26 protein-coding genes are annotated in these 24,661 nt (G+C 63.4%); 22 read left to right on the plus strand and 4 right to left on the minus strand.

Annotated elements, in window-relative coordinates; translation table 11 throughout:
- Nucleotides 1–6: 6 nt before the first annotated feature.
- Complete coding sequence (locus AAC014_RS13945; RefSeq protein ID WP_339709469.1) at nt 7–630, minus strand: LysE family translocator; 624 nt, start codon at nt 628–630, stop codon at nt 7–9.
- A 164-nt stretch (nt 631–794) separates the two neighbouring features.
- On the opposite strand from AAC014_RS13945, the gene rpmI reads away from it, so the two are divergent.
- From rpmI to AAC014_RS13985, 8 genes are all read left to right on the plus strand, one after another.
- Nucleotides 795–1,001: a 50S ribosomal protein L35 gene (rpmI, locus tag AAC014_RS13950; protein ID WP_184069050.1), complete on the plus strand. Its 207-nt coding sequence runs from the start codon at nt 795–797 to the stop codon at nt 999–1,001.
- Between the two features lie 11 nt (nt 1,002–1,012).
- Nucleotides 1,013–1,378, plus strand: coding sequence for a 50S ribosomal protein L20 (gene rplT / locus AAC014_RS13955; RefSeq protein ID WP_293780343.1), 366 nt, complete (start codon nt 1,013–1,015; stop codon nt 1,376–1,378).
- Nucleotides 1,379–1,461: 83 nt separating this feature from the next.
- Complete coding sequence (gene pheS, locus AAC014_RS13960; protein WP_339709475.1) at nt 1,462–2,544, plus strand: phenylalanine--tRNA ligase subunit alpha; 1,083 nt, start codon at nt 1,462–1,464, stop codon at nt 2,542–2,544.
- Nucleotides 2,541–4,913: a phenylalanine--tRNA ligase subunit beta gene (pheT, locus tag AAC014_RS13965; protein WP_339709476.1), complete on the plus strand. Its 2,373-nt coding sequence runs from the start codon at nt 2,541–2,543 to the stop codon at nt 4,911–4,913. Before pheS ends, pheT begins: the two co-directional genes overlap by 4 nt.
- A 93-nt stretch (nt 4,914–5,006) precedes the next feature.
- Nucleotides 5,007–6,089, plus strand: a complete 1,083-nt coding sequence (locus tag AAC014_RS13970; RefSeq protein ID WP_339709477.1) for an HWE histidine kinase domain-containing protein — start codon at nt 5,007–5,009, stop codon at nt 6,087–6,089.
- 85 nt (nt 6,090–6,174) lie between these two features.
- The gene (locus AAC014_RS13975) at nt 6,175–8,484 is read left to right on the plus strand and encodes an EAL domain-containing protein (protein ID WP_339709478.1); all 2,310 of its coding nucleotides are present in this window, start codon (nt 6,175–6,177) and stop codon (nt 8,482–8,484) included.
- Between the two features lie 314 nt (nt 8,485–8,798).
- Entirely contained in the window at nt 8,799–10,100 is a 1,302-nt protein-coding gene (locus tag AAC014_RS13980; RefSeq protein ID WP_339709479.1) for a cystathionine gamma-synthase family protein, read from the plus strand.
- Nucleotides 10,097–10,765 (plus strand): HAD-IB family phosphatase, encoded by a 669-nt coding sequence (locus AAC014_RS13985; RefSeq protein WP_339709480.1) that lies wholly within the window; start codon nt 10,097–10,099, stop codon nt 10,763–10,765. Before AAC014_RS13980 ends, AAC014_RS13985 begins: the two co-directional genes overlap by 4 nt.
- Before the next feature lie 30 nt (nt 10,766–10,795).
- Here the strand turns inward: AAC014_RS13985 and acnA are convergent, their stop codons facing one another.
- Nucleotides 10,796–13,477 (minus strand): aconitate hydratase AcnA, encoded by a 2,682-nt coding sequence (gene acnA, locus AAC014_RS13990; protein ID WP_339709481.1) that lies wholly within the window; start codon nt 13,475–13,477, stop codon nt 10,796–10,798.
- Nucleotides 13,478–13,716: 239 nt separating this feature from the next.
- Here acnA and AAC014_RS13995 point away from each other — a divergent pair, with 239 nt between their 5' ends.
- The 12 genes from AAC014_RS13995 to AAC014_RS14050 all read left to right on the plus strand — a co-directional run bounded on the left by AAC014_RS13995 (nt 13,717) and on the right by AAC014_RS14050 (nt 21,617).
- Nucleotides 13,717–14,766, plus strand: coding sequence for a hypothetical protein (locus tag AAC014_RS13995; RefSeq protein WP_339709483.1), 1,050 nt, complete (start codon nt 13,717–13,719; stop codon nt 14,764–14,766).
- Between the two features lie 251 nt (nt 14,767–15,017).
- Nucleotides 15,018–15,224 carry a cold-shock protein gene (locus tag AAC014_RS14000; protein WP_339709485.1) on the plus strand — a complete coding sequence of 69 codons (207 nt, stop codon included), beginning with the start codon at nt 15,018–15,020 and terminating at the stop codon, nt 15,222–15,224.
- Nucleotides 15,225–15,529: 305 nt separating this feature from the next.
- Complete coding sequence (locus AAC014_RS14005; protein WP_339709486.1) at nt 15,530–15,754, plus strand: hypothetical protein; 225 nt, start codon at nt 15,530–15,532, stop codon at nt 15,752–15,754.
- On the plus strand, nt 15,751–16,008 hold the full coding sequence (locus AAC014_RS14010; RefSeq protein ID WP_339709487.1) for a hypothetical protein: 258 nt from the start codon (nt 15,751–15,753) through the stop codon (nt 16,006–16,008). Before AAC014_RS14005 ends, AAC014_RS14010 begins: the two co-directional genes overlap by 4 nt.
- 134 nt (nt 16,009–16,142) lie before the next feature.
- A complete protein-coding gene (locus AAC014_RS14015; RefSeq protein ID WP_339709488.1) occupies nt 16,143–16,472 on the plus strand; it encodes a DUF1508 domain-containing protein in 330 nt (109 codons plus the stop codon).
- 27 nt (nt 16,473–16,499) lie between these two features.
- Complete coding sequence (locus tag AAC014_RS14020) at nt 16,500–16,781, plus strand: hypothetical protein (protein ID WP_339709490.1); 282 nt, start codon at nt 16,500–16,502, stop codon at nt 16,779–16,781.
- 65 nt (nt 16,782–16,846) lie between these two features.
- Nucleotides 16,847–18,916, plus strand: a complete 2,070-nt coding sequence (locus AAC014_RS14025; RefSeq protein ID WP_339709492.1) for a prolyl oligopeptidase family serine peptidase — start codon at nt 16,847–16,849, stop codon at nt 18,914–18,916.
- Between the two features lie 180 nt (nt 18,917–19,096).
- Nucleotides 19,097–19,627, plus strand: a complete 531-nt coding sequence (locus AAC014_RS14030; RefSeq protein ID WP_339709494.1) for a PEP-CTERM sorting domain-containing protein — start codon at nt 19,097–19,099, stop codon at nt 19,625–19,627.
- A 69-nt stretch (nt 19,628–19,696) separates the two neighbouring features.
- Nucleotides 19,697–20,176, plus strand: coding sequence for a hypothetical protein (locus tag AAC014_RS14035; RefSeq protein ID WP_339709496.1), 480 nt, complete (start codon nt 19,697–19,699; stop codon nt 20,174–20,176).
- Nucleotides 20,177–20,209: 33 nt separating this feature from the next.
- Nucleotides 20,210–20,767 carry a heme ABC exporter ATP-binding protein CcmA gene (gene ccmA / locus AAC014_RS14040; protein WP_339709498.1) on the plus strand — a complete coding sequence of 186 codons (558 nt, stop codon included), beginning with the start codon at nt 20,210–20,212 and terminating at the stop codon, nt 20,765–20,767.
- A complete protein-coding gene (locus AAC014_RS14045; protein WP_339709500.1) occupies nt 20,764–21,369 on the plus strand; it encodes a heme exporter protein CcmB in 606 nt (201 codons plus the stop codon). The genes ccmA and AAC014_RS14045 overlap by 4 nt, the downstream gene beginning before the upstream one ends.
- Before the next feature lie 65 nt (nt 21,370–21,434).
- Nucleotides 21,435–21,617, plus strand: a complete 183-nt coding sequence (locus AAC014_RS14050; RefSeq protein WP_339709502.1) for a DUF1508 domain-containing protein — start codon at nt 21,435–21,437, stop codon at nt 21,615–21,617.
- Between the two features lie 21 nt (nt 21,618–21,638).
- Here the strand turns inward: AAC014_RS14050 and AAC014_RS14055 are convergent, their stop codons facing one another.
- Entirely contained in the window at nt 21,639–22,505 is an 867-nt protein-coding gene (locus AAC014_RS14055) for an alpha/beta fold hydrolase (protein ID WP_339709504.1), read from the minus strand.
- 98 nt (nt 22,506–22,603) lie between these two features.
- Between AAC014_RS14055 and AAC014_RS14060 the strand changes: the two genes are divergently transcribed.
- Nucleotides 22,604–23,212 (plus strand): YqaA family protein, encoded by a 609-nt coding sequence (locus AAC014_RS14060; RefSeq protein ID WP_339709506.1) that lies wholly within the window; start codon nt 22,604–22,606, stop codon nt 23,210–23,212.
- Nucleotides 23,213–23,351: 139 nt separating this feature from the next.
- The gene (locus AAC014_RS14065) at nt 23,352–23,903 is read left to right on the plus strand and encodes a cytochrome b (protein ID WP_339709508.1); all 552 of its coding nucleotides are present in this window, start codon (nt 23,352–23,354) and stop codon (nt 23,901–23,903) included.
- 19 nt (nt 23,904–23,922) lie between these two features.
- Here the strand turns inward: AAC014_RS14065 and AAC014_RS14070 are convergent, their stop codons facing one another.
- A complete protein-coding gene (locus AAC014_RS14070; protein WP_339709510.1) occupies nt 23,923–24,618 on the minus strand; it encodes a VIT family protein in 696 nt (231 codons plus the stop codon).
- Between the last annotated feature and the right edge of the window lie 43 nt (nt 24,619–24,661).

Below are 24,661 nucleotides of genomic sequence, written 5' to 3' on the forward strand. Positions count from 1 at the left end.
TCAGCTTCAGCCCTGCCGGGAAAGTGCGAGTTTGAGGCCGAACGCGATGAAGACGCCGCCGGTCAGCCTGTCCATCGTCTTCACGACGCGCGGCCGCGCAAGGAATCGGCCGAGCGGGATGGTCGCGGCGATCAGCACAGCGAACCACAACGTGCCGAGCACGACATGCACGCCCGCAAGAATGAAGGAAAACCCGGCCGGATCGACCCCGGTGGGGATGAACTGCGGCAGGAACGTGATGTAGAACACCCCAATCTTCGGGTTCAGCAGGTTGGTCACAAGCCCCCGCGTGAAAGCCTCGCGCGCGCTGCCGCCCGTTGCGCCGCTGTCCACGGCAAGCGCGGCGCGCGGTTTCAGGAGCAGACAGACGCCCAAATAAAGCAGATAGGCGGCGCCCGCCCATTTCACGATCGTAAAGGCCATTTCCGAGGCCGCAAGAAGTGCCCCGAGCCCAAGCGAGACGGCCCCGCCCCAGATCAGGCAGCCAAGCCCGATGCCGATCGCCGCGAATGTCGCGCTGCGCGGGCCGGTGGCGGCGCTCCGCAGCACCATTGCCGTATCGACGCCGGGTGTCAGCGTCAGCACCGTCGCGGCGGCGGTGAAGGCGATCAGGGATTGGGTGATGGTCATGTCCGGCTTCTAGAACAGGTGATAAGTCCCGTACAGCACCGCCCGCGTGCGCTGCCGGGCTTGCTCTTCGCGCGTCGCCCCGCTATAGCGCGCGCTTCGAAAACGTGACCGCCCGGCCAGTGTGGGCTGCCGAGGCGGTCTTATAGCGTTTCAAGGAGACGGAAATGCCCAAGCTCAAGACGAAGAGCGGCGTCAAGAAGCGGTTCAAGATCACCGCGACTGGCAAGCTCAAGCATGGTGTCGCCGGAAAGCGCCACCGGCTCATCAGCCACAATTCCAAGTATATCCGCCAAAACCGCGGCACCGAGGTGCTGGCCGACTGCGAGACCAAGAAGGTCTTGAAGCAGTGGGCGCCTTACGGCCTGAAATAGGAGGATAACTTATGGCACGTGTCAAACGCGGCGTAACCACGCACGCCAAGCACAAGAAGATCCTGAAGGCAGCCAAAGGCTATTTCGGCCGCCGGAAGAACACCATCCGCATCGCGCGTCAGGCGGTCGAAAAGGCCGGCCAGTACGCCTATCGCGACCGGAAGGTTAAGAAGCGGAATTTCCGCGCACTCTGGATTCAGCGCATCAACGCCGCTGTCCGCGAAGAAGGCCTCACCTATGGCCGGTTCATGCACGGCCTGAAGCTGGCCGGCGTCGAGCTGGACCGCAAGGTGCTCGCCGATCTCGCCGTCCACGAGGGCGACGCGTTTAAGGTCATCGTCAAGCAGGCAGAAGCTGCGCTCGCGAAGGCCGCGTAACAAACGCGAACCAAAGCAATGGTAAGGCGCGGCGCTGCTTACGGCAGCGGCCGCGCCTTTTTTTTGAAAACCGGGGTTCAATGATGTCCGACCTTTCCGCCGAGCAGGGCGAGTGGCTCGCCAAAATCGCCGCTGCACCCGATGCCGCCGCCGTCGAGGCGCTGCGCGTCGCTGCGCTCGGCAAATCAGGGGCCATCACGCAGAAGCTGAAGGCGCTCGGCGGCATGGATCCGGAAGCCCGCAAAACAGCGGGCGCGGCGCTGAACGTGCTGCGCGAGGCGGTGTCGGATGCGCTTTCCGCGCGGAAGGCCGCGCTTGAGGCAGCCGAGCTTGATGCGAAGCTTGCTGCCGAGGCGGTGGACGTCACGCTTCCCGTCGAGCCCGCACGACTCGGCACCGTGCACCCCGTGTCGCAGGTTATGGACGAGCTTGCCGAAATCTTCGCCGACCTCGGCTTCGCGGTCGCGACCGGCCCGGAGATCGAGGACGATTGGCACAATTTCACCGCGCTCAACATCCCGGAATCGCACCCGGCGCGCGCGATGCACGACACCTTCTATTTCCCCGAGCAGCTCGCGAAGGAAGGCCGCCGTTTCCTGCTGCGTACGCATACCTCGCCCGTGCAGATCCGCACGATGCTGAGCCAGCAGCCGCCGATTCGTATCATTGCGCCGGGCCGCGTTTATCGTTCGGATTCGGACGCGACGCACACGCCGATGTTCCACCAGCTCGAAGGTCTCGTCATCGATCGGGGCATCCACATGGGGCACCTCAAGTGGACGCTGGAAACATTCATCAAGGCCTTCTTCGAGGTCGATGATGTGACGCTGCGCTTCCGCCCCAGCTACTTCCCGTTCACCGAACCCTCGGCGGAGGTCGATGTCGGCTGCTCATGGGAAGGCGGCACACTGAAGATCGGGGGCGAGGCGTCGTGGCTCGAAATCCTCGGCTCGGGCATGGTGCATCCGCGCGTCATCGCGGCGTGCGGTCTCGATCCCGCCGAATGGCAGGGTTTCGCGTTCGGCGCCGGCATCGACCGGCTGGCGATGCTCAAATACGGCATGACCGATCTTCGCGCCTTCTTCGACGGTGATGTGCGCTGGCTGAAGCACTACGGCTTCTCGCCGCTCGCCGTACCCACGCTTTCGGGAGGAGTCGGCGCATGAAGTTCACGCTTTCGTGGCTGAAGGACCACCTCGACACTACAGCTTCGCTTGAAGAGATCGTGCTTGGCCTCACCCGTGTCGGGCTTGAGGTCGAGGGCGTCGATAACCCTGCCGATCGTCTCGCACCGTTCCGCGTGGCGAAGATTCTGGAGGCTGCGCCGCATCCGCAGGCGGACAAGCTCCAGGTCTTGAAGGTGGATACCGGCACCGGTGAGCCCCTGCAGGTAGTCTGCGGCGCCCCCAATGCGCGCACGGGCCTTTACGGCGTGTTCGCTGCGCCCGGAACCTATGTGCCCGGAATCGACGTGACCTTGAAGGTCGCGGCGATCCGCGGTGTCGAATCGCACGGCATGATGTGTTCGGAGCGCGAACTTGAGCTGTCTGACGCGCACACTGGCATCATCGATCTTGCCGGCGAACCCGCCGTTGGCACGCCGTTCGCGGAGGTGCTCGGTCTCGACGATCCCGTCATCGAGGTTGCGGTGACGCCGAACCGCCAGGATTGCATGGGCGTGCGCGGCATCGCGCGCGATCTCGCCGCGCTCGGCCTCGGCACGCTGACGGCGGGCACGATCGAAGCGATCGAAGGTGGCTACGATTGCCCGATCGAAATCCGCACCGACGACCCCGAAGGCTGCCCCGCCTTCTTCGGCCGCGTGGTACGCGGCGTAAAGAACGGTCCGTCTCCCACCTGGCTCCAGCAGCGCCTCACGGCCATAGGCCTGCGTCCGATCTCTGCGCTCGTCGACATCACCAACTTCATCACCTTCGATCGCGGACGGCCCTTGCACGTCTACGATCTTGCGAAGCTCTCCGGCGCCGTCGTCGCCCGCCGCGCGGCCGACGGTGAGAGCGTCGTTGCGCTCAACGGTAAGACCTACGCGCTCGATCCCGAAATGACCGTCATCGCCGACGCTCGCGAGGTTCATGACATCGCCGGCATCATGGGTGGCGAGCATTCGGGCGTCGAGGCCGAGACGACAGATATCCTCATCGAGTGCGCGTACTTCACCCCGCACCGTATCGGTCGTACCGGTCGCGCCCTCGGCCTCACCTCCGACGCCCGCGCCCGCTTCGAACGCGGTGTCGATCCGGCTTTCCTCGAAGGCGGGCTCCAGCTCGCCACCCGCATGGTCCGCGAGTTCTGCGGCGGCGACCCCAGCCGTGAACTCCGCGCCGGCCAGCCCCCCAAGATCGCCCCGCAGGTCGATTACACGCCCGACCTCACCCAGCGTCTCACTGGCGTTACCGTCGATCCGGCGAAGCAGGCCGAAATCCTCGCCGCACTCGGCTTCATGGTCGAGACGGGCGACACGTGGCGCATCACCGCCCCGTCGTGGCGCCGCGACGTCGATGGTGCCGCCGACATCGTCGAGGAGGTCGTCCGCATCTCCGGCTTCGACGCGATCCCCTCCACCCCGCTCGCCCGCGCTGAGGGTGTCGCGAAGCCCACCGCCACGCCCGTCCAGCTCACCGAACGCACCTTGCGCCGCGCCGCAGCGGCACGTGGTCTGGACGAGGCTGTCACATGGAGCTTCATCGCGCCGCAGGATGCCGAGAGCTTCGGAGGCGGGGTGTTCGCGCTCGAAAACCCGATCTCCGCCGACCTCGCCGTCATGCGCCCGTCGCTCCTCCCTGGCCTTGTTGCCGCAGCGCAGCGCAACAGCGACCGCGGCGCGGCCTCGATCCGCCTGTTCGAACTCGGACGCCGCTATCTCGGCGAGGGCGAGCGGCTGACGCTAGGCCTCGTTCTTGCCGGAGCGCGTCAGGAAAAGGACTGGCGCGACGGTGCGGCCAAGGGCTTCGACGTGTTCGACGCGAAGGCAGAAGTGCTGGCGCTGCTCGCAGCTGCCGGTGCTCCCGTGGAGCGCGCCCAGGCCTTCAAGGGGGCGAGCGAATGGTATCATCCGGGTCGTTCAGCGAAGCTCGGCCTTGGCCCCAAGACGATCCTGGCCGAGTTCGGCGAGCTTCACCCCCGCCTCGCGCGCGCATTCGATCTTCAGGGTCGGGTCGCGGTCGCAGAGATTTTCCTCGACGCGATCCCCGCGCCCCGCGGCAAGCGCGGTCGGGCTGTCTATTCGCCTCCGGCGCTACAGGCGGTGACGCGCGATTTCGCCTTCGTTGCCGACAAGGCGCTGGCGGCAGACACGCTGCTCCGCGCGGTGCAGAAAGCAGAGCCGAAGCGCATCACGGCGGTTCGGCTCTTCGACCTGTTCGAGGGCGCGGGCATCGAGCCGGGCAAGCGCTCGCTTGCTATACGCGCGACGCTACAGCCCGACGAGCGCAGCTTCACCGAAGAGGAACTCTCCGCGATTGCCGGAAAGATCGTCGAGGCCGCGCGTGCGGTCGGTGGAGAGCTGCGCGAATAGAGGATTTCGTTTCGTCGCAAGCACGGATTGTTAACCATCGGGGTCTGTTATAGCGTTTCGGCCTCGGCAGTTCCGCCGCCCGGAGTTCAACGTATGCCGCTTCTGCATTTTCTGGAAGGCGGCGGAAAGATGGGCGACGCCATCCGGGCATTCGATTGGTCGATAACACCTCTCGGACCTGCGAAGGACTGGTCTCCCACGCTGAAGTCGGCTGTTGCTCTGGTGCTGAGTTCGCGTTTTCCAAAGTGCCTCGTCTGGGGCGCCGAACTTATCTGTATCTACAACGACGCCTTCGAGCCCATTCTTGGCAGCAAGCCGGCAGCACTGGGGAGGCCGTTCAACGAGGTCTGGTCGGAAGTCTGGAGCGAGATCGGACCAATTGTGAAGCGCGCCTTTGAAGGCGAGGCCACATTCATTGAGGATTTCGCTGTCACGCTAAACCGCCACGGCTATCCTGAGCAGGCGTGGTTTACATTCTGCTACAGCCCAGTGCGAGATGAGTCGGGCAATGTTGTCGGCATGATAGATACGGTCATTGAGACAACGGCCATGATCGAAGCGCAGCGCCACGCCATGCTTCTCAATCAGGAACTCGCGCATCGCATGAAGAATATGTTCGCGGTCGTTTCTGCCGTGATCGATCAGACGTTTCGCACATCCTCCCCTGAAGATTCACGGAAGCTCATTGCACAACGTTTGCAGGCGCTGGGACATGCGCACGACATATTGACCCGGTCCCGCTGGAGCGATGCGCCGCTCAAGGACATCGTGGAGCAAGCGCTCCGACCCCATGGGAACGCTGAGGCTATCCGTCTGAGTGGGCCGTCGATTTATCTCTCCGCCGACCAGTCGCTATCCATGGCGCTTGCTGTGCATGAACTTGCGACAAACGCCACAAAATATGGCGCACTTTCAGTGCCCTCCGGGAAAATTGACATTCGATGGCAAGCAGGCAGAGCCGGTACGGACGATCCATTTGCGTTTGAATGGGTAGAGGTAGATGGCCCTCCCGTCGCTTTGCCGAAACGCCGGGGGTTCGGATCACGCCTTCTAAACCGGGCGCTCGCGCCGCAGTTTGGTGGAGCCGTCGGTGTGATGTACCGCCCCGAAGGCCTGCACTTTACGCTTCAAACGACCATGAAGCGGCTAAGGACGGAGACTTCTGCGGCCGCATAGTGGAAGGCGGATTTGTGGGGTTTTTTCGCACCTCCGCGGGCCGCCTGATAATTTTTCTTAAGGTTCGGTCGGTAACCATGTGACCATGCCTTTGTCCCGCGCTCTCGAGCCGCTCACGGTGCTTGCGCAAAAGCGCAAGCCTTTGCTGTGGTTGATGCTCGTGTCAGGGCTCATGGGGATTGCCGCGTTCATGGAGCCGGTGGACCTTGCGCTTCTCACGCTACGGAACAAGATCCGCGCCCAGCCGGTGAGCGGCGAGGTGGTCGTGGTTGGTGTTGACGATGAGGCGATCGCGACCACTGGCCCTTGGCCCTGGAACCGTGCGCGCCTCGCTGCGCTCACCGATCGGCTTTTTGAGTCCGGTGCCGACCGGGTATTCTTCGATCTCTATCTGCCACCACTCGAACCCCAGGGAGACCGTGCGTTTGCAGAGGTCATAGACCGGCATCCGGGTGCTGTGTTCCTGGCCAGCACGAACGATTACGCCGCCGATGGCAAGGCGCGCGTCCTTGAACCGTCCAGCCTCGGGGACACCGCCGAGGTGGTCTCGACGATGAAGTTCCTGCGTTACTGGAACGGAGTACCGGATCTTGCGTATCGGCAGGTTATCGGAGACCGAGTGCGCAGATCGATGGAGACGGCGATCGCCGGAATTGACGGTCGGCTCGGCGAGAAATTCCCAATCGACTATTCTTATACGCTGGCATCGATTCCCTATGCGAGTGCGGCCGATGTGATCACCGGGCGATCAGAACTCGACGTCAAGGGGCGTACGGTCGTGGTGGGGCTCAACTCGAAAACGCTTTCGACACGACTTGCTGTGCCCGGGCAGGGGCACGCGACGAGCGTTTTTGTTACTGTTCTTGGGGCGGAAACGCTGAAGGCGGGCCGACCTGCCGTGCTTGGCTGGTGGCCGCTTTGGATGTTGGCTGTCGCTGTATCCACGGCGCTGCTATACGGCAGCAATCGGCTTAAATGGATGCTCGGTGTTCCCGGCCTCTCCATGCTTGTGGTGCTGCCGCTGGTCCTTGAACACGCCCATGTGTTCGTGGAAGTGGCACCCGCACTGCTTCTGGCTGTCGGCTCGCTCGTCGTATTTGCATGGCAGCAGGTGCTCGAACGCCGGCGAGAGCTTGGTCTCGTGCATCCCGTTTCGGGTCTCCCAACTGTCAACGCGATGCTTCGCCGCGAAGATCTCATCTCGTCGGAGCTCTTGATCGCCGCGCGTGTGCGCCGCTTTGCGGATATCGTCAGCACGCTGCCCCCTGATTTCGAGCACGAACTCACCAAGCTCATCGCGGCGCGCCTGTCGATCGGTACGACCGGCGCGCAGCTCTGGCACGGCGACGACGGCAATTTCGTCTGGCTGACCAACGCTGCGGAACTTGAACTGGTCGTGGACCAGTTCAAGGCCATGCAACTGATCTTCCGCAGCCCCATCAAGGTTGCCGAGCGCAGCTATGATGTGGACGTTGCCTTTGGGATTGATCGCGAAACCGCCTTGCCGATGTCGCACCGCCTGGCCAGCGCCCTTGCGGCCGCTCACGCAGCGAGCGAGGAAGGCGTCTGCTGGATGGTGCACGACCCAGCGACGGCGAAGGCCAAGGAATGGAAGCTGTCGCTGCTCGGTGAACTCGATGATGCGTTGGAAGCGGGTCACATCTGGGTTGCCTATCAGCCGCAGCTCGATCTCAGAACGGCGGTGATCAGCGGCGCAGAAGCGCTGGTACGCTGGACGCATCCTGTGCGCGGTCCCATCAGCCCGATGGATTTCGTGGAGATCGCCGAGCGCAACGGCCGAATCGGGAAGGTCACCGCCTTCGTTCTCGATCGCGCCGGTGCCGTGACGCGCGATGTTCTTCGTCGCAATCCGGCATTCCGAATGTCGGTCAACCTATCGCCGAGCGAACTCTCGTCCCGCATAATCGTGGATGTCGTGCGGTCCGTACTCGCACGCTATCAAATCCCTGCGGATGCTCTCGTTCTGGAAATTACGGAGACGGCCGCAATCGCCGAGGGGGAAGCTGCGCTTGCGACCCTCAACGAGCTTCGTATGCTCGGCGTCGGCATCGCCATTGATGATTATGGCACAGGCATGTCGACGCTGGAGTATCTGCGCAAGATCCCGGCGACAGAACTCAAGATCGATCGCCGTTTCACCAACGCACTTCTAGATGGGCCTGCAGACCGCGCAGTCATGGTGTCGACCATAGAGCTTGCGCATATCCTGGGGCTGGAGGTCGTCGCGGAAGGGATCGAAACGCCCGAGCAGCTGTTCGCGCTCGCGCAGATTCGCTGCGATCGCGGCCAAGGCTACCACATCGCGAGACCCATGGAGGATTCCGACCTCAAGGAGATGATCGCCTATCCTGCCAAAGTTAAAGCAAATGGTTAACTTTGACGGTTAATGCTTGTAAACCATATTTGTTAAGCATAAATACCAGTATGGCAGCTTGCCATAACTGTGATGCTGGGGAACAAATATGCGTACGAATACGACTCGTAAGCCGGCTCAGCCTGCGAAGGGTTTTTGGGATTGGCTGTTTGGCGGCAGCTACCTCTAGGCGCTGTGGTCGCGGAGTGGCATTGCTGCCGCTCTCAACACAAAAAGCCCCCGACTCGGGGGCTTTTTTATTGCCGGTGATCCGCTTGGCTCTGTCTGAGGGCGTATGCGTTGCAGACAAGCAGGCAGAGGGATAGGTTGCGGACATGACAGACGCAGAACCGCCGCCGGCGCGCCGCCGTGCGATGAAGCCGCAGTCGCTGGAGCTTGGCGGGCGTCGACTTCACCCCTCTACGCTCATGATGGGCTACGGCTATGATCCGACGCTGTCTGAGGGTGCGCTGAAGCCGCCGATCTTCCTCACCTCCACCTATGTTTTCGAAAGCGCAGCGGACGGCAAGCGCTTCTTCGAAGGCATCATCGGGCGGCGTCCCGGTGGTGCAGAGGGCTTGGTCTACGGCCGGTTCAATGGTCCCGATCAGGAGATTCTGGAGGACCGGCTGGCGCTGTGGGAGGGCGCCGAGGACGCGCTCGTTTTCTCGACCGGCATGTCAGCCATTACCACGGCGCTGATGGCCTATGTGCGGCCGGGCGACATCATCGTGCACTCCGCGCCGCTCTATGCCGCGACCGAGAAGTTGATCGATGCCGTGATCGGCAAGTTCTCGGTCGGCTGGATGGACTTTCGTGCGTCGGCCAGCCACGAGGCGATTGAGGAGACGCTGCGCGCGGCGAAGGCCAAGGGGCGCGTCTCGGTGATCTATCTCGAAAGCCCAGCGAACCCGACCAATGATCTCGTCGATATCGAGGCGGTGGCGGCGGCGCGCGATGCGGTGTTCGCGGAGGGCGAGACGCCGGTCATCATGTGTGACAACACCTTCCTCGGTCCTGTCTTTCAGGCACCGACGCGGCATGGGGCGGACATCTCGCTTTATTCTCTCACCAAGTATGTGGGCGGGCATTCCGATCTGGTGGGCGGGGCGTGTATCGGGACCAAGGCTGCGCTCGCGCCGATCCTGGCGCTGCGCAATACCATCGGGACGATCACGGATCCGCACACGTCGTGGATGTTGCTGCGCAGCCTTGAGACGGTGCAGCTTCGGATGGAGCGGGCGGAGGCGAATGCGCGGACGCTTTGCGCCTTCTTGCGCGATCATCCGAAGATCGAGCGGGTGGGGTATCTCGGGTTCCTGGAACCGGGGAGTGCGCAGCGGGACATATACGACCGACACTGTACGGGGTCGGGTTCGACCTTCTCTGTGATCGTGAAGGGCGGGGAGGCGGAGGCGTTTCGGCTGCTCGACAATCTGACGCTGGTGAAGCTGGCCGTCTCGCTCGGCGGGACGGAGAGCCTGGCGAGTCACCCGGCGGCGATGACGCATCTATCGGTGCCGGACGCGCGGAAGGCGGAGCTTGGGATCAGCGACAATCTGGTTCGGGTGTCGATCGGGGTTGAGCATGTAGACGATCTAGTCGCGGACTTCAGGCAAGCGCTGGAGGCTGTTTGAGCGACCTAATACAGTATTCCGTTTTCGACATGGACAGGACGATCACGCGGGGCGGTTCCTATTCGCCTTGGCTGATCTACTGGGCGTGGCACGAAGCGCCGTGGCGGCTGCTTTTGCTGCCGCTGTCGCTGCTGGCGGGCGGGGCCTATGTCGCGGGTTTCGTCAGCCGGGGACGGCTGAAGGAGATCAACCACCGGCTGCTGATGGGCCGGCGCGTGCCGATGGACCGGATCGCGCCGCGCGCCGAAGGCTTCGCGCGCTGGATGGTGCCGGGGCGCACGTTCCGCGGCGCGCAGGCGCGGATCGACGCGGAGAAGGCGGAAGGCCGCACCGTGGTGATCGCGACGGCATCCTACACGTTCTATGTACACGCCATCGCGGCGCGGCTGGGCGTGGAGCACGTGGTGGGCACGAAATCGCACCGCGACGCTTCGGGCGCGGTGCTGGCGAAACTGGACGGCGAGAACTGCTACGACGGCGCGAAACGCGACATGGTGACGGCGGCGCTGCCGCCGCGCGAGACGCTGCACGTGCGCTTCTTTTCAGACCACCACAGCGACGCGCCGATGTTCGAATGGGCCGACGAAGGCTTTGCGATTAACCCGACACCGAAGCTGCGCGCGCTTGCGGAGGCGCGCGGCTGGCAGGTTATCGAATGGGAGTAGGGCGGGCCTGAAACCCGCCCTCTCGTATCCTCAGGCGGCGAGGTTGCGCAGCACGTAGTGCAGGATGCCGCCGCTGCGGAAATATTCCAGCTCGTTGTTCGTATCGATGCGGCAGCGCGCGACGAACGAACCCGTGGTGCCGTCGGCACGCGTGAAGTTCACCGTGACCTCCTGACGCGGCTTCAGGTCCGCGACGCCATCGATGCTGAACAGCTCGTCGCCGGTGAGGCCGAGCGTTTCGGCGCTGTCACTCCCCTGGAACTGGAGCGGCAGCACGCCCATGCCGACGAGGTTCGAGCGGTGAATACGCTCGTAGCTTTCCGCGATGACACAGCGCACGCCAAGCAGCGTGGTGCCCTTCGCGGCCCAATCGCGCGAGGAACCGGTGCCGTATTCCTTGCCCGCAAGGACGACGAGCGGCGTGCCTTCATCCTTGTAGCGCATCGCCGCGTCGTAAATCGCAAGCTGTTCGCCCGACGGCACATGGCGGGTGACACCGCCCTCGATGCCCGGCGTCATCTTGTTGCGGATGCGGATATTCGCGAACGTGCCGCGCATCATGACTTCGTGGTTGCCGCGGCGCGAGCCGTAGGAGTTGAAGTCGGCGCGGCTCACCTGATGCTCGGTGAGGTAGTTGCCGGCCGGGGAATCGGCCTTGATCGAGCCCGCGGGCGAGATGTGATCGGTGGTGATCGAGTCGCCGAACACGGCGAGCGCGCGTGCGCTCACGATGTTCGTGAGCGGCTTCGGCGTCATCGTGAGGCCTTCGAAGTACGGCGGGTTCTGCACGTAGGTCGAGACCGACGAGAAGCTGTAGGTGCGTCCGCCCGTCACATCGATCGCCTGCCACTGCGCATCGCCCTTGAAGACGTGCGCGTAGCGGGCCTTGAACATGTCCGCATCGAGCGAGGCTTCCACCGTGGCGCGGACTTCCTGATTGGTCGGCCAGATGTCCTTCAGGAACACCGGCGCGCCGTCCGAACCCGTGCCGATCGGCTCCACCGCGAGGTTCTTCCGCACCGTGCCCGCGAGCGCATAAGCGACGACGAGCGGCGGCGAGGCGAGATAGTTGGCGCGCACATCCTGCGAGACGCGGCCTTCGAAGTTGCGGTTGCCCGAAAGGACGGACGCGGCGACGATGTCGCCGTCGTTCACCGCCTTCGAGATCGGCGCCGGCAGCGGTCCCGAGTTGCCGATGCAGGTGGTGCAGCCATAGCCGACGAGATCGAAGCCGATGGCATCGAGATCGGCCTGCAGCCCGGCCTTTTCGAGATAATCGGTGACGACCTGCGAGCCGGGCGCAAGCGAGGTCTTCACCCACGGCTTGCGATCGAGGCCCTTCGCGCGCGCCTTCCGCGCCACGAGACCGGCGGCGACGAGCACGTCCGGGTTCGAGGTGTTGGTGCAGCTGGTGATCGCGGCGATCACGACGTCGCCGTGGCCGATATCGTGGTTCGCGCCATCAACCGAAACGCGCTTCTTCGGGTCCGCCACCTTGAAGCTGCCCGTAAGCTCGGCTTCGAAACCGGCGGCGAGGTCTTCCAGCAGCACGCGGTCCTGCGGGCGGCGCGGGCCGGCGAGGCTGGGGCGCACTTCGGAAAGATCGAGGCCGAGCGTGTCGGTGAACACAGGGTCCGGCGTCGATGCATCGCGCCACATGCCCTGCGCCTTCGCATAGGCTTCCACCATTTCGCAGCGCCAGTCTTCACGGCCGGTGAAGCGCATGTAGCGGATGGTTTCGGCGTCGATCGGGAAGAAGCCGCAGGTGGCGCCGTATTCAGGCGCCATGTTGGCGATGGTGGCGCGGTCGGCGAGGCTGAGCGCATCGAGGCCGGGGCCGTAGAATTCGACGAAGCGGCCGACAACGCCCTTCTTGCGGAGCATCTGCGTGACGGTGAGCACGAGATCGGTGGCGGTGATGCCTTCGGCCATGCGGCCGGTGAGCTTGAAGCCGACGACTTCGGGGATGAGCATGGAAACGGGCTGGCCGAGCATCGCGGCTTCCGCCTCGATCCCGCCGACGCCCCAGCCGAGCACGCCGAGGCCGTTCACCATCGTGGTGTGCGAGTCGGTGCCGACGAGCGTATCCGGGTAAGCCACCGTGGCGCCGCTCGCGTCTTCGGAGGTCCACACCGCCTGCGCCAGATATTCCAGGTTCACCTGGTGGCAGATGCCCGTTCCCGGCGGCACGACGCGGAAGTTACGAAACGCCTGCGCGCCCCACTTCAGGAACTTGTAGCGTTCCATGTTGCGCTCGTACTCAAGCGCGACGTTCTGGCCGAAGGCCTTGGGCGTGCCGAACTCGTCCACCATCACCGAGTGATCGATGACGAGATCGACGGGGACGAGCGGATTGATCTTTTCCGCGTCCGCGCCGAGCTTCGCCATCGCATCGCGCATCGCGGCGAGATCGACGACGGCCGGAACGCCGGTGAAATCCTGCATCAGCACGCGCGCTGGGCGATACTGGATCTCGCGCTCGCCAAGGTTGGCGTTGAGGAAGGAGCGGAAGGCTTCAACGTCGCCTTCAGTGACGGTGTCGCCGTCTTCGAAGCGCAGCATGTTTTCCAGCAGCACCTTCATGGAGAAGGGCAGCGCCGAGAAATCGCCGAAGCGCTCGGCGGCGGCAGGGATCGAATAATAAGCGAATTCGCGGCCGCTGACATTCAGCGTGCGGCGGGTGTTCAGGCTGTCGCGTCCGGTGGCGGTCATCTTCACGATCCCCTTGTCTTGCCATTCAGGCCCGGCCGTGCGCGCCTATTGCAGCGCAGCAACCGCCGGAGTCGGGGCTGCTTTAACGAAGGGGGAGCAGGTTGGGAAGGGGACGAAAGTCGGGGGTTGGGTTGTCAAAATGTTGACTGGGCAAGGCTGGCTGTCGGTAATCACAAAAATATTAGATGCAATCACGAAGCAAAAAAATAGAATTCGTTACTTCATTGTTGGGGGCGCGAATGTTCAGAGCAAAGACTGTTTTGGTTGTTGGGGCGGGTGCCAGCACGGAAGTTGGCCTGCCTATGGGGCATGACCTTCTAAAAAGATTAGTAAAACTAACTCATATTACATTTGAGTATCATAGACAAAAAACAGGTGATCCAGAAATTGTGGAAGCTCTGAGAATTATTCTTAACGAAGGTCAAGAGGTGGAAATTATAAATCAGTACATTAAAGCCGGATGGCAACTTAGCGAGTCTTCAAAACAGGCGATATCTATAGATAACGTTATCGATGCTCTCGAAGATGATAAAATTGAACTTATAGGAAAGCTTGGAATACTGCGATCTATTCATAAGGCCGAATTTGAAAGTCAAGCGTTTCGATGTGAATCACCCGATAAAGACGACATAAATATAGAAAATTTTGAACAATCATGGTATAGTAGCTTAACAAAACTTTTAACAGAGGGCGTTAAAAGAAGTGATATTGGAAAAATATTTCAAAACATAGAAATAATAAATTTTAATTATGACAGGTGTTTGGAGCATTATTTGCCTATATCATTGGGGAAATATTATGGTATTTCGCCAAATGATTTTCGTAGAATAATGAATTCGCTTGTTATTCATAGGCCTTACGGGGTGGCCGGTCGGCTGCCTTGGCAGAAGGGCGATCTTCCAAGTGTGCCATTTGGACAATGTTCCCCCGCTCATCTTGCTCAGGTGGTCCAGCAAATCCGCACGTTTACTGAACGAGTAGAGGAGGGCGCCGTTTTATCAGAGATAAAGAAATCAATAAGTCAGTCAGATAGAATAATTTTTCTTGGATTTGCTTTCCATCGTCAAAATGTGCAAATATTGTCGCAAGAAGTCCAAGATCATACGGAAGTAGTGGCGACGGCATACGGAATATCAAAGAGTGATAAATTTGTTATAGCAAACGAATTGTCAAAGGCGTTCAATTTTCAAGGAAACTTTAATGAACATAGAATAGATCTTGCAGATATGACGTGCCATCAGTTCTTTAAGGAGTATTGGCTTACACTGACGGCCGGTGTTCAAATGTAGCCCCCGCCGGGGGGAGGCATGCCGGATGCGCGCCTCTGCTGTGGTTTTCGTTTTAAGTAGGCGCCTGCCGAACCGAGCACCCCTCAACCCCCGACATTGTAAATTAACCCCACATGCGCTATATAGGTCTCGCTGACGTTGCGCGCGACGGATTGCGGCGCTCCGGCACCCCTTTTCAGAACACCGGCCTCTCGGCACCCGCCGCCATGTGGTGCGCGGGTACGATCACGATTTGAATACTGAGACATAATATGCCTATCGGCACCGTAAAATTCTTCAACGCCCAGAAGGGCTATGGCTTCATCGCGCCCGAAGGCTCCGGCGAAGACGCGTTCGTCCACATCACCGCCGTTCAGATGGCGGGCATGGAGACGCTCGATAAGGACCAGCGCGTCAGCTATGAGCTGGAGCGCGATCAGCGCGGCCGCACGAGTGCGGTCAGCCTGAAAGCTGCCTGACCGGCGCTTTCACGGGTTCGGGAGGCCTGGCGATAGTCGCCGGGCCGCCCCACGACTGCGAAGCGAACACGCTTCACAAAAACATGACGCCGCGATTGGCGCGGCCAAGACAAATGACAGATATGCAAACATACATGACAAACGGACGCCGGAACCCGGCGCGCCGTACAGCTTCCTCTTTGCCGAAAACGGCGCCCCCCACGGGCGCGCGGCGCGAACCCTCCGGGCTGACGCGCCAGCAACTTCGGCAGATCGTTTATGACCTGATCGGCTAAGCGCCGATCTTCCAGCGAAAGGGCTCCTGCATGAAGGACCAGACGGAATTCTATCAGGAGCGCATCGCGAGTTCTCAGCGTGCCATCACCGAGGCCGTGCTGATGAACGTGAAGCAGCAGGCGATCCTGGCGCGCGACCGCTGGATCGAACTCGCGCGGCAGCACACCAAGAACCTGCTGGAAGGCGAAAAGGTGCGAACCGCCAAGCTCGCCCGCGACGCGGAACGCGAGCTGGCGGCCGCCACCGGAAAATGACGGCGACCGAACGCCGGACACTGGCCTTCGCAAGCGCCTTCACCATAAGCGGGATCGACGGCACGCTGCCCGCGGGCGAATATCAGGTGGAGCTGGACACGGTTCCTTCCGCAGACGGCGGAGACCCCAAGGGCGTTTCCGCCTTTCTTTACGTGCGTCGCGGGGGGAAGGCCTATGCCTTCGAAGTCGACGCTGAAGAGCTCGACCGTATCCACAAGGCCGACCAGCAGAAAACCGCAAACCGGCCGAAATAACGGGCCAGATCCCCAAATGGCGTTCGCCGCCAACCCGAAAATATGCTAGGAGTCGTTATCACTCGATTTCTGGCCGCAAGCGTCTCGTGACTGGGGGACTTCGTGCTCCCGCTTGCTCATCCAGGAGAAATCGTGTGCTCAAAAATACAAATCGCGAAACGCTTTCGCTGGCTTCATTCAGGGGCAGCGAACCGGATAACGACGACGCGGACGAAATCTATTCGGACCTGCGGCTGAACCTCGCGCCCGTCTGCTATTTCGAAGTGTATTGCGGGGAAGAGAAAAGACTCACCTCCACGATCCATTGCGGCGGAGACTGGCGCTGGCGCTTCTGCGCACCCAGCGGGACGACGCTGGCGCAGGCCGGCGGGTATCGCAGCGAGATCGAATGCCGCGCCGCCGTGGACACACTCCGCTCCCGCGCCGCGGGCGCCAGGATCCGCGACGCCCTGCAATACGCCTGACCGGTCGCCACGCTTGAAGGGAAATCCATGGACCTGAACCGACTCCTCCGCCAGGAACAGATCGCCATCATGCGACGCGACGCCGCCAGCGAACCGCGCCTGCTCGCACGGTACGAATCGGAAATTCACCGGCTGGCGCGCAGGCTCGATACCCACGCCTACCCGCACCGCCACTTCCCGGATCGCCGCCAGCGCCCCAGCGCGGCGAAACTCTCGCTGATGCGCTGGGACGACGATGGCGGGGCGATCGTCGCGAAGCCTCGGAAGGCATTTGCCAATCAGGTTCGCTCGGATAAGATCGGGACATAAAGCGCCCGAAGGGAGAATAGTGCCGCTGGCGCACGCCCCTTCGTTCAGCAGGAGGGCTCCCGGTCATGCGCGTCTCGACTTTCGTTTCCCGTTTCATGCTTGCCGGCGCGGCACTGGCCGCAGCGTCTGCCGCCTCCGCCGCTGACGATACGGCGTTCCTCGCTTTCCCCATGGCGACCGAAATCAGCGCATCGCGCGCGGGTGCTTTCGCGTGGACCGTGCAGCAGGGCGACAAGACGCAGCTCTTCGCCGCGCGCGGCCCCGGCTTCAAGCGCGCGGCGCTCCACACGCAAAGCGATGTGGACGGCACGCCGATCACCGGCGTCCAGATCTCTCCCGACGGCGCTTGGGTTGCCTTCACGACCGGCTTCGCGGCGGGCGGGTATAACCCTGCCAGCCTGCTGACCCCGCCGAAGGCGACGCTGTGGCTCGTCTCCAGCGCGGGCGGCGCGGCGCCGGTGAAGATCGGCGAGGGCGCCTCGCCGGAGTTCACGCCGGACGGGTCGCGGCTCGTCTACCGGAACGGCGCGGACCTGTGGGCCGTGGCCGTGGGCGCTGCTGATGCGAAACCGGAGATGCTTGTGCGCGGCGGCGCGGCCTTGGCGCAGCGCGCGTGGGCGGCGGACGGGAAGAGCTTCTTCTTCGTGCAGGATCGCGGCGGCTGGTCGTTCCTCGGCCGCCATACGCTCGGCAACGACCGTGTGGAGTGGCTGGTGACAGGGGCGGATCGGCTGAGCCACCCCGTGCTTTCGCCCGACGGCAAGACGGTCGCGTACCTGCGCTGGCCGGGGCGCGAGCACACGGTGACCTACGACAATCTCGAAAACCAGCCGGTCGCCGTGGAGACGGTGGCAGTGAGCGGCGGCAAGGCCAAGACGCTGTGGCAATCGGGGCCGCGCGGCGGCTCCTACATCTCTGACGACGACGAGGGGCTGCTGCGCTGGTCCGACAGCAAGACCGTGGTGTTCCGCGCCGAGGAAGACGGCTGGGCGCGGCTCTATGCGGCGAGCGGCGGCAAGGTGCGGGCGCTGACGGGCGAGAAATGCGAGGTCGCGGAGAGCGAGCTTGCCGCGCCCGATACGCTGTTCGTGATCCACAACTGTCGCGATCTCGATACGCGCCAGGCCTCGCTCATCACCGTTTCCAGCGGGCGCGAACGCGCCGTGGAGACGAAGGACGTCGTACTGGCGCTGGCGAGCGCGGCGGGTGACGGGCGGCATGTCGCGGTGACGGGCGCGGGGGCGGACGCTTCCGCGATGCTGCGGATCGTGGACAGCGCGACGGGCAAGGTGGCCTATGCGGAGACGCCCGCGGATTACGGCTATCGCCACAGCTTCACCGCACCCGCGCCGCAGCAGGTGCGCCTTACCGCATCGGACGGAGAGAGCGTGCCGGGGCAGCTGTTCCTGCCGAAAGGCAAGGGGCCGCACCCGGCGCTCGTCTACGTGCACGGCGGGCCGACACGGCAGATGTTCCCGGCGTTCCACTTCAGCGGATATTACGCGAACGACTATGCGATGAACCGGCGGCTCGCGGAGATGGGCTATGTCGTGCTCGCGCTCAACTACCGCTCGGGCGTTGGCTACGGGCGCGATTTCCGCGAGGCGCCGGGGCGGGCGTGGCGCAAGGCGTCCGAATATAATGACGTGCTCGGCGCGGGGCGCTGGCTCGCCGCGCGCGCCGACGTGGCCCCCAACCGCATCGGCATCTGGGGCGGCTCCTATGGCGGGCTGCTCACCGGACACGCGCTGGCGCGCAATTCGGATGTGTTCGCGGCGGGCTCCGCGATCCACGGCGTGTTCGACTGGAGCTGGCCCTCGCCGGTGCCCGGACACCTCAACCCCAGCAAATTCTTCGGCGTCGGCGAGGCGGACAAGGCGGCGGCGCTCGCGGCCTCGCCGCTCGGCGCGGTGGCGGGCTGGCGCTCGCCGGTGCTGCTGTTCAGCGGTGACAACGATATGAACGTCGACGTGCGCGAGACGGTCGACCTCGCGCAGAAGTTGCGACGGCAGGGTGTCGACGTGCGCACGGTGCTTCTGCCAGGCGAATCCCACGGGCTGATCCGCTTCTCGGCATGGCAGCAGCTGTGGCACGATCAATCGGCGTTCTTTTCGGAAACGCTCGGCCAGCGCTGAGTATTGTTACGAAGCCGCACTGTTAACCATAAGTATTTTGAATTTATTCAGGAACATGAACGGTAAAGCGTCGGTGTGATTTACAAGGGGAAGGCGCGTTAATCATTAAGATGGCGGAACTCCGCAACTGGCACGGTTCTTGAGTCTTCGACTTCGAGATCTGAGACAGGAGTACCGAACATGAAACGCGCTTTCTTCCTTTCCGCCGCCGCCATGCTGATCGCGGGCAGCGCGAATGCCGCGCCGGTAAGCTTCAACTTCGAACAGGACTACGGCGCGGGCGCTAGCGTCAGCGGCAGCTTTTCGGGCGAAGACCTGAACCTCGACGGCGTCCTGACCGCGAACGAACTCACAGGCTTTTCGGCCTTCTGGAGCGGCGGCAGCGATGCGTGGAACCCGGAAAGCTTCGCACTCGGCGGCATCGACAGCTTCGTCTATGACTTCGGCGACTATCTGACCGAAGTTGTGGTGTTCGGCACGGACGGCGCGGACTGGGTGCTGAACGAATATTACACGGGCGTCGAGGATCGCTTCTCGGGTGTCGCCGAAACGTGGAACGCGGTGCGCGTGTGGGCCGCGGCGGTTCCCAAAATCGTGGCGGCGCTGCCGATCATCGAAACGTCGACCGCGGACGTGCCGGAACCGGCGGCGCTCGCGCTGTTCGGGCTCGGCCTCGCCGGGGTCGCGCTCGGCCGCCGACGCCGCACGTAATCGATGCAGAATCGCAACGACCTCTCCGCTGTGATACACTCCCGAAAAAGGGAAAACGGAGGGGTCGTAATGCGTAAGCGTTGCTTGGCGGTCGCAGCCTTTCTGGTGGCGGCAGGGTTCAGCGGATCGGCGGCGGCGCGCTGCGTGCTCCCGATCCTTGTGCAGCGGGATGCGGACGAAGCCGCCAAATACCTGCTGGCGAGCGAGGCGCTGGTGATCGACGGCATCGTCCGCGAACTTCCGCGCGGCGACGGCACGCTGTTCCAGCGCATCGAGATCATCCAGTATCTGAAGGGCAAGGGCGCGGAGTCGATCGACATCTGGCCTGGCCCCGGCAAGCCGACGCGCCATGAAATCCTGAACACTGACGACTGGGGCCGCATCGATGCCCCTGCCGGTTCCCGCGTGGTGACGGCGCTCCGCCAGACACCCTATGGTTGGACCGTGGGCGAATGCGCCTATCAGGCGCTCGCCGTACCGGGCGTGGAGACTGCGCTGCGCGAGAGTGCGACCGTGCGCGTCAAGTCTGAAAAGCCCAAGAAGAAGTAGCGCGGGCGTAAGTGAGCGGTTAGGTCGGGGCGCATGGGAGACACGCTCATCCGCGCCGAAAACCTTGCCTGCGTGCGCGGTGGCCGGCTGCTGTTCGAAGGGCTTTCACTTGCCGTCTCGGCCGGAGACGCGCTGCGCGTGACGGGGCCGAACGGCAGTGGCAAATCGAGCCTGCTGCGCTGTCTTGCCGGGCTGCTGCCGCCGGCGGCGGGCCGCATCGAACACCCGGCGAAAATCGCGTGGCTGGGGCATGAAAACGCATTGAAGCCGGGACGCACCGTCAGCCAGGAACTCGGCTGGTGGGCGCGGATGGACGGCACGCAGGCGCTGTTTGCACTGGGGCTGGAAGCGCTCGGCGACGTGCCGGTCAGGATGCTTTCGGCGGGCCAGAAACGGCGTGCGGCGCTGGCGCGGGTAATCGCCTCGGGTGCCGCGCTGTGGCTGCTCGACGAACCGGGCGCGGGGCTCGACGCGGCGAACGCCAAGGCACTTTCGGCGGCGATCGGCGCACATCTTGCGGCAGGCGGCGGCGCGATCGTGGTGACGCACGGTGAAACCGATGTGCCCGGCGCGCGGGAGCTCGCGCTGTGAGCATCTGGCGCCTTGTCCTGCGCGGCGTGGACATCGGTGCGGGCGGCCTCATCCCGCTCGTCTTCTTCGTGATGGTGGCGAGCATGACCGCGTTCGCGATCGGGCCAGATGCAGCGCTGCTCGCGCGCGTGGGCGCCGGTAGCCTGTGGGTGGCGGCACTGCTCGCGGCGTTGCTGCCGGTGGGGACGCTCGTCGCCGAGGACGTCGCTGACGGCACGATGGATCAACTCCGCGTGCGCGGCATCGCGCCTGAAACGATCATGGCGGCACGGCTCGCCGCGCACTGGCTGGGCTTCGCGCCCGCGCTGCTTGTCGCGGCGGTGATCGGCGGAGCGATGCTGAACGTGGATGTGCCTGCGCTCGTCACGGGCCTTGCACTCGGCACACCCGCGCTCGCCGGGCTGGGGCTGGTGGCCGCTGCGCTCGTTGCGGGCGCGCGCGGCGGGCCTGCGCTTGCCGGGCTCATCGTGCTGCCGCTCGCGCTTCCTGTTCTGATTTTCGGCAGCGCTGGAGAGCTGCGCCTCCTCGCCGCATCGAGCCTCGTCGTCACCGCGCTCGCGCCTTTCGCGGCTGCTGCCGCGCTCCGGCAGGGCGACGGCTGAATCGGGCTTGCGCATGAGGCGCTTACGGCTAGGCTGGTGTCGTTCAACGGTCAGGGAGAACGGGCATGGCTCACGTTTTCGAAATCACGAAGGACAAGGCGGGCGAATACCGGGTCGCCTTCAAATATAATTCCGAGAAGATATTCTGGACCGAAGGCTATTCGAGCAAGGCGAGCGCGCAGAACGCCATCGATTCCATCAAGAAGAACGGTCCCGGCGCCGACGTGGTCGATAGCACCGCTGGCTGAGGTGCATCGGCGCTAAACAGCCTATTTCAGGTTCCTGTCAAGAAACGCCAGGAGAATGGGAAAAGTCTCCGGGGATGTGCGCCCGAGGGCGTCGTGAGTGACGCCTTCGAGAATCCGTAGCTCGGCATTTGCCCTTATAGCGACGTACATCGCCCGCGTTTCTTGGGGCGGCGTATTCGTATCCTTGCCGCCGCCCATCAGAAGGACCGGCGCCTCGACCTGTGCCAGAGCGCGGATGGGAGAGATTGACGACGGCCAGACGCCGAATCTCGGTAGGGACTGATAGCTGAGCAATGGCTCTATGGCTGAGGCCGGCCACCGGCCGAGCCGTATGGCGAGCCGATTGAAGATCGCGCGCCGGATATCCGGATAGACGCCCTGCAACACGAGAGCGTCGACGAGAAGCGGACCTTTGGCACCGAGCAAGCTAGCCGCACCGCCCAGCGAGAAGCCGATGACACCGACCCGCGCCTGCGGGTGGTTCTGGCGCAACCATGCGAGGGCGGCCTCTGCATCCTCCGCTTCGAACAGGCCGAAGCTCTTACTGGCGGGCGTGGACTCGCCGTGTCCGCGAAAATCGATGGCGAGGACGGCATAGCCGTGTGTGTTCAGCCACGAGGCCGTTCCGCTCATGGCGCCACGATTGTTGCCGTTGCTGTGCAGCATCAGGATTGCGGGCGCATCTTTATCGGCGGTGGGCCAATAGGTGCCTGCGAGCCGTACACCGTCCGTACTGTCGATCTGTACGACGTGAGCTGGTTTTTCCGGAATGGAGACGCGCCCGTTGGTGGCCCGTGTCAGCAAGCTTCCGATGCCCCATACGCCAGCGCTTCCGATCAGAATGGTCGCGAGCAGAGCATAGACAAGCGGTTTCCGACCAATCTGCATTCGACGGGGCTTTCAGCGGCAATGGGTCGTTGCTGCAGTAGTTGCCATTTTGAAGGCTGACCAGCGCGCGATGCGCCGCGCGTGAAAGCGTTTTACCCTTGGCGACTACACGGCTAAATGCGCCGATGCTGAAACGCCTTTATCACTGGACGCTGGCGAAAGCGGCGCATCCGCTTGCGGAACGCTGGCTGGCGGTCATTGCTTTCGTTGAAAGCTCGCTGTTCCCGATCCCGCCCGACGTGGTGCTGGCGCCGATGTGCCTTGCCCGGCCGGAGAAGGCGCTGCGCTACGCAGGCGTTTGCACTGCCGGTTCCACGCTGGGCGCCGGGCTTGGCTGGATCATCGGGGCGCTGTTGTTCGAAAGCGTCGGGCGGTGGGTCCTGCACCTCTACGGGGTCGAAGCCGAGTTTTACGAGATCGCCCAACGCTTCAATGAACAGGGCTGGCTGATCGTGATGCTCGCCGGATTCACGCCGATCCCCTTCAAGGTGGTGACGATCGCGAGCGGTGCGACCGGGCTTTCGCCTGTGGTGCTGCTGGCGGCGAGCATCGTCAGCCGGGGCGCGCGCTTTTATCTCGTGGCGGTGCTGCTTCGTCTGTTCGGCGAACCGATGAAGCGCATTCTCGATCGCCACTTCGGCCTGATCACCTTTGCTTTTGCTGCGCTGCTGATCGGCGGCTTCGTCATCGTCAAATGGCTGGTCTGACGTGTTCGGGAAGTGATCGCGCCAAGCGGCAATTGCGACGTTGCATTGATCCAATCCCGAAACGCGCCATGATCGTCAGTGAAGTGTCAGCCTGCACCTGATAACGACCGGGCGGTGGGCAAAACGAACGGGTGAGATCATGACGAACGGATTGGTGTCAGGTGCGCGCTACGGCAAAGCGACGATCGCGCTGCACTGGGTGATGCTTTTGCTGCTGGCCGCTGTGTTTGCGACGATCGAGATGCGCGTGCTCTTCGAGCGCGGCAGCGAGACGCGCGAATTCGTGAAGTCGCTGCATTTCATGCTGGGGCTTTCGGTGCTGGCGTTTGTCGCGCTGCGCATCGCGGCGCGCATGTCGGGTGGCACGCCGCCGATCGCGCCGCGTCCGCCGGTGTGGCAGACGGCAGCCGCGCACGCCATGCACGCGGCGCTCTATCTCTTCATGATCGGGATGCCGATCGCGGGGTGGCTGATCCTGAGCGCGGAAGGCGAACCGATTCCCTTCTTCGGGCTCGAACTGCCGCCGCTCGTGTCGCCCAACGAGGCGCTTGCCGAACAGGTCGAGGAAATCCACGAGACGGCCGGAGAGGTGGGCTATTACCTGATCGGCCTGCACGCCGCTGCGGCGCTGCTTCACCACTATGTGATGCGCGACAACACGCTTCTGAGGATGCTGCCCGGCCGGCGCTGAATGATCCGGTGCCGCCTGTTCAGACCACGGTTCCGAACAGGCGGCCGATCCCGGCGGTGACGGCGAGTGCGAGGAGGCCCCAGAATGTCACGCGCAATGTCGCTTTCCAGATGTTCGCGCCGCCCGCCCGTGCGCCGACGGCACCGAGCGCTGCGAGGCACACCAGCGATATCGCCGACACGGCGGGGATGAGAAGCGCCTGCGGCGCGATGACGACGGCAAGCAGCGGCAGCGCGGCGCCCACCGCGAAGGTGACGGCGGAGGTAAGCGCGGCCTGCACGGGACGGGCAGTCGTGGTTTCTGAAATGCCGAGTTCGTCGCGGGCATGGGCGCCAAGCGCATCCTTCGCCATCAACTGATCTGCGACCTGATGCGCAAGCCCGGCTTCGAGGCCGCGGTCCATATAGATGCGGGCGAGTTCCTCGTGCTCCAGGCGGGGCTGCACGGCGAGTTCCTTGCGCTCGCGCGCGAGGTCAGCGGCCTCTGTGTCAGCTTGGGAACTGACCGAAACATATTCGCCGGCCGCCATCGACATAGCGCCGGCCACAAGGCCCGCGACGCCGGCGATCAGCACGTCGGATGTGTTTGCCGCCGCCGCCGCGACGCCCACGATGAGACTCGCTGTGGAGACAATGCCATCGTTCGCGCCGAGCACGGCAGCGCGAAGCCAGCCGATCCGGGCGACGAGGTGATTTTCCCGATGCCGACGCGCCACGTCGCTCTCCCCCTGAATAACCCCTAATCCATTGCTAGCAGAT

Source organism: uncultured Sphingosinicella sp., from assembly GCF_963974575.1.
In the GTDB taxonomy this organism is placed as follows: domain Bacteria; phylum Pseudomonadota; class Alphaproteobacteria; order Sphingomonadales; family Sphingomonadaceae; genus Sphingosinicella.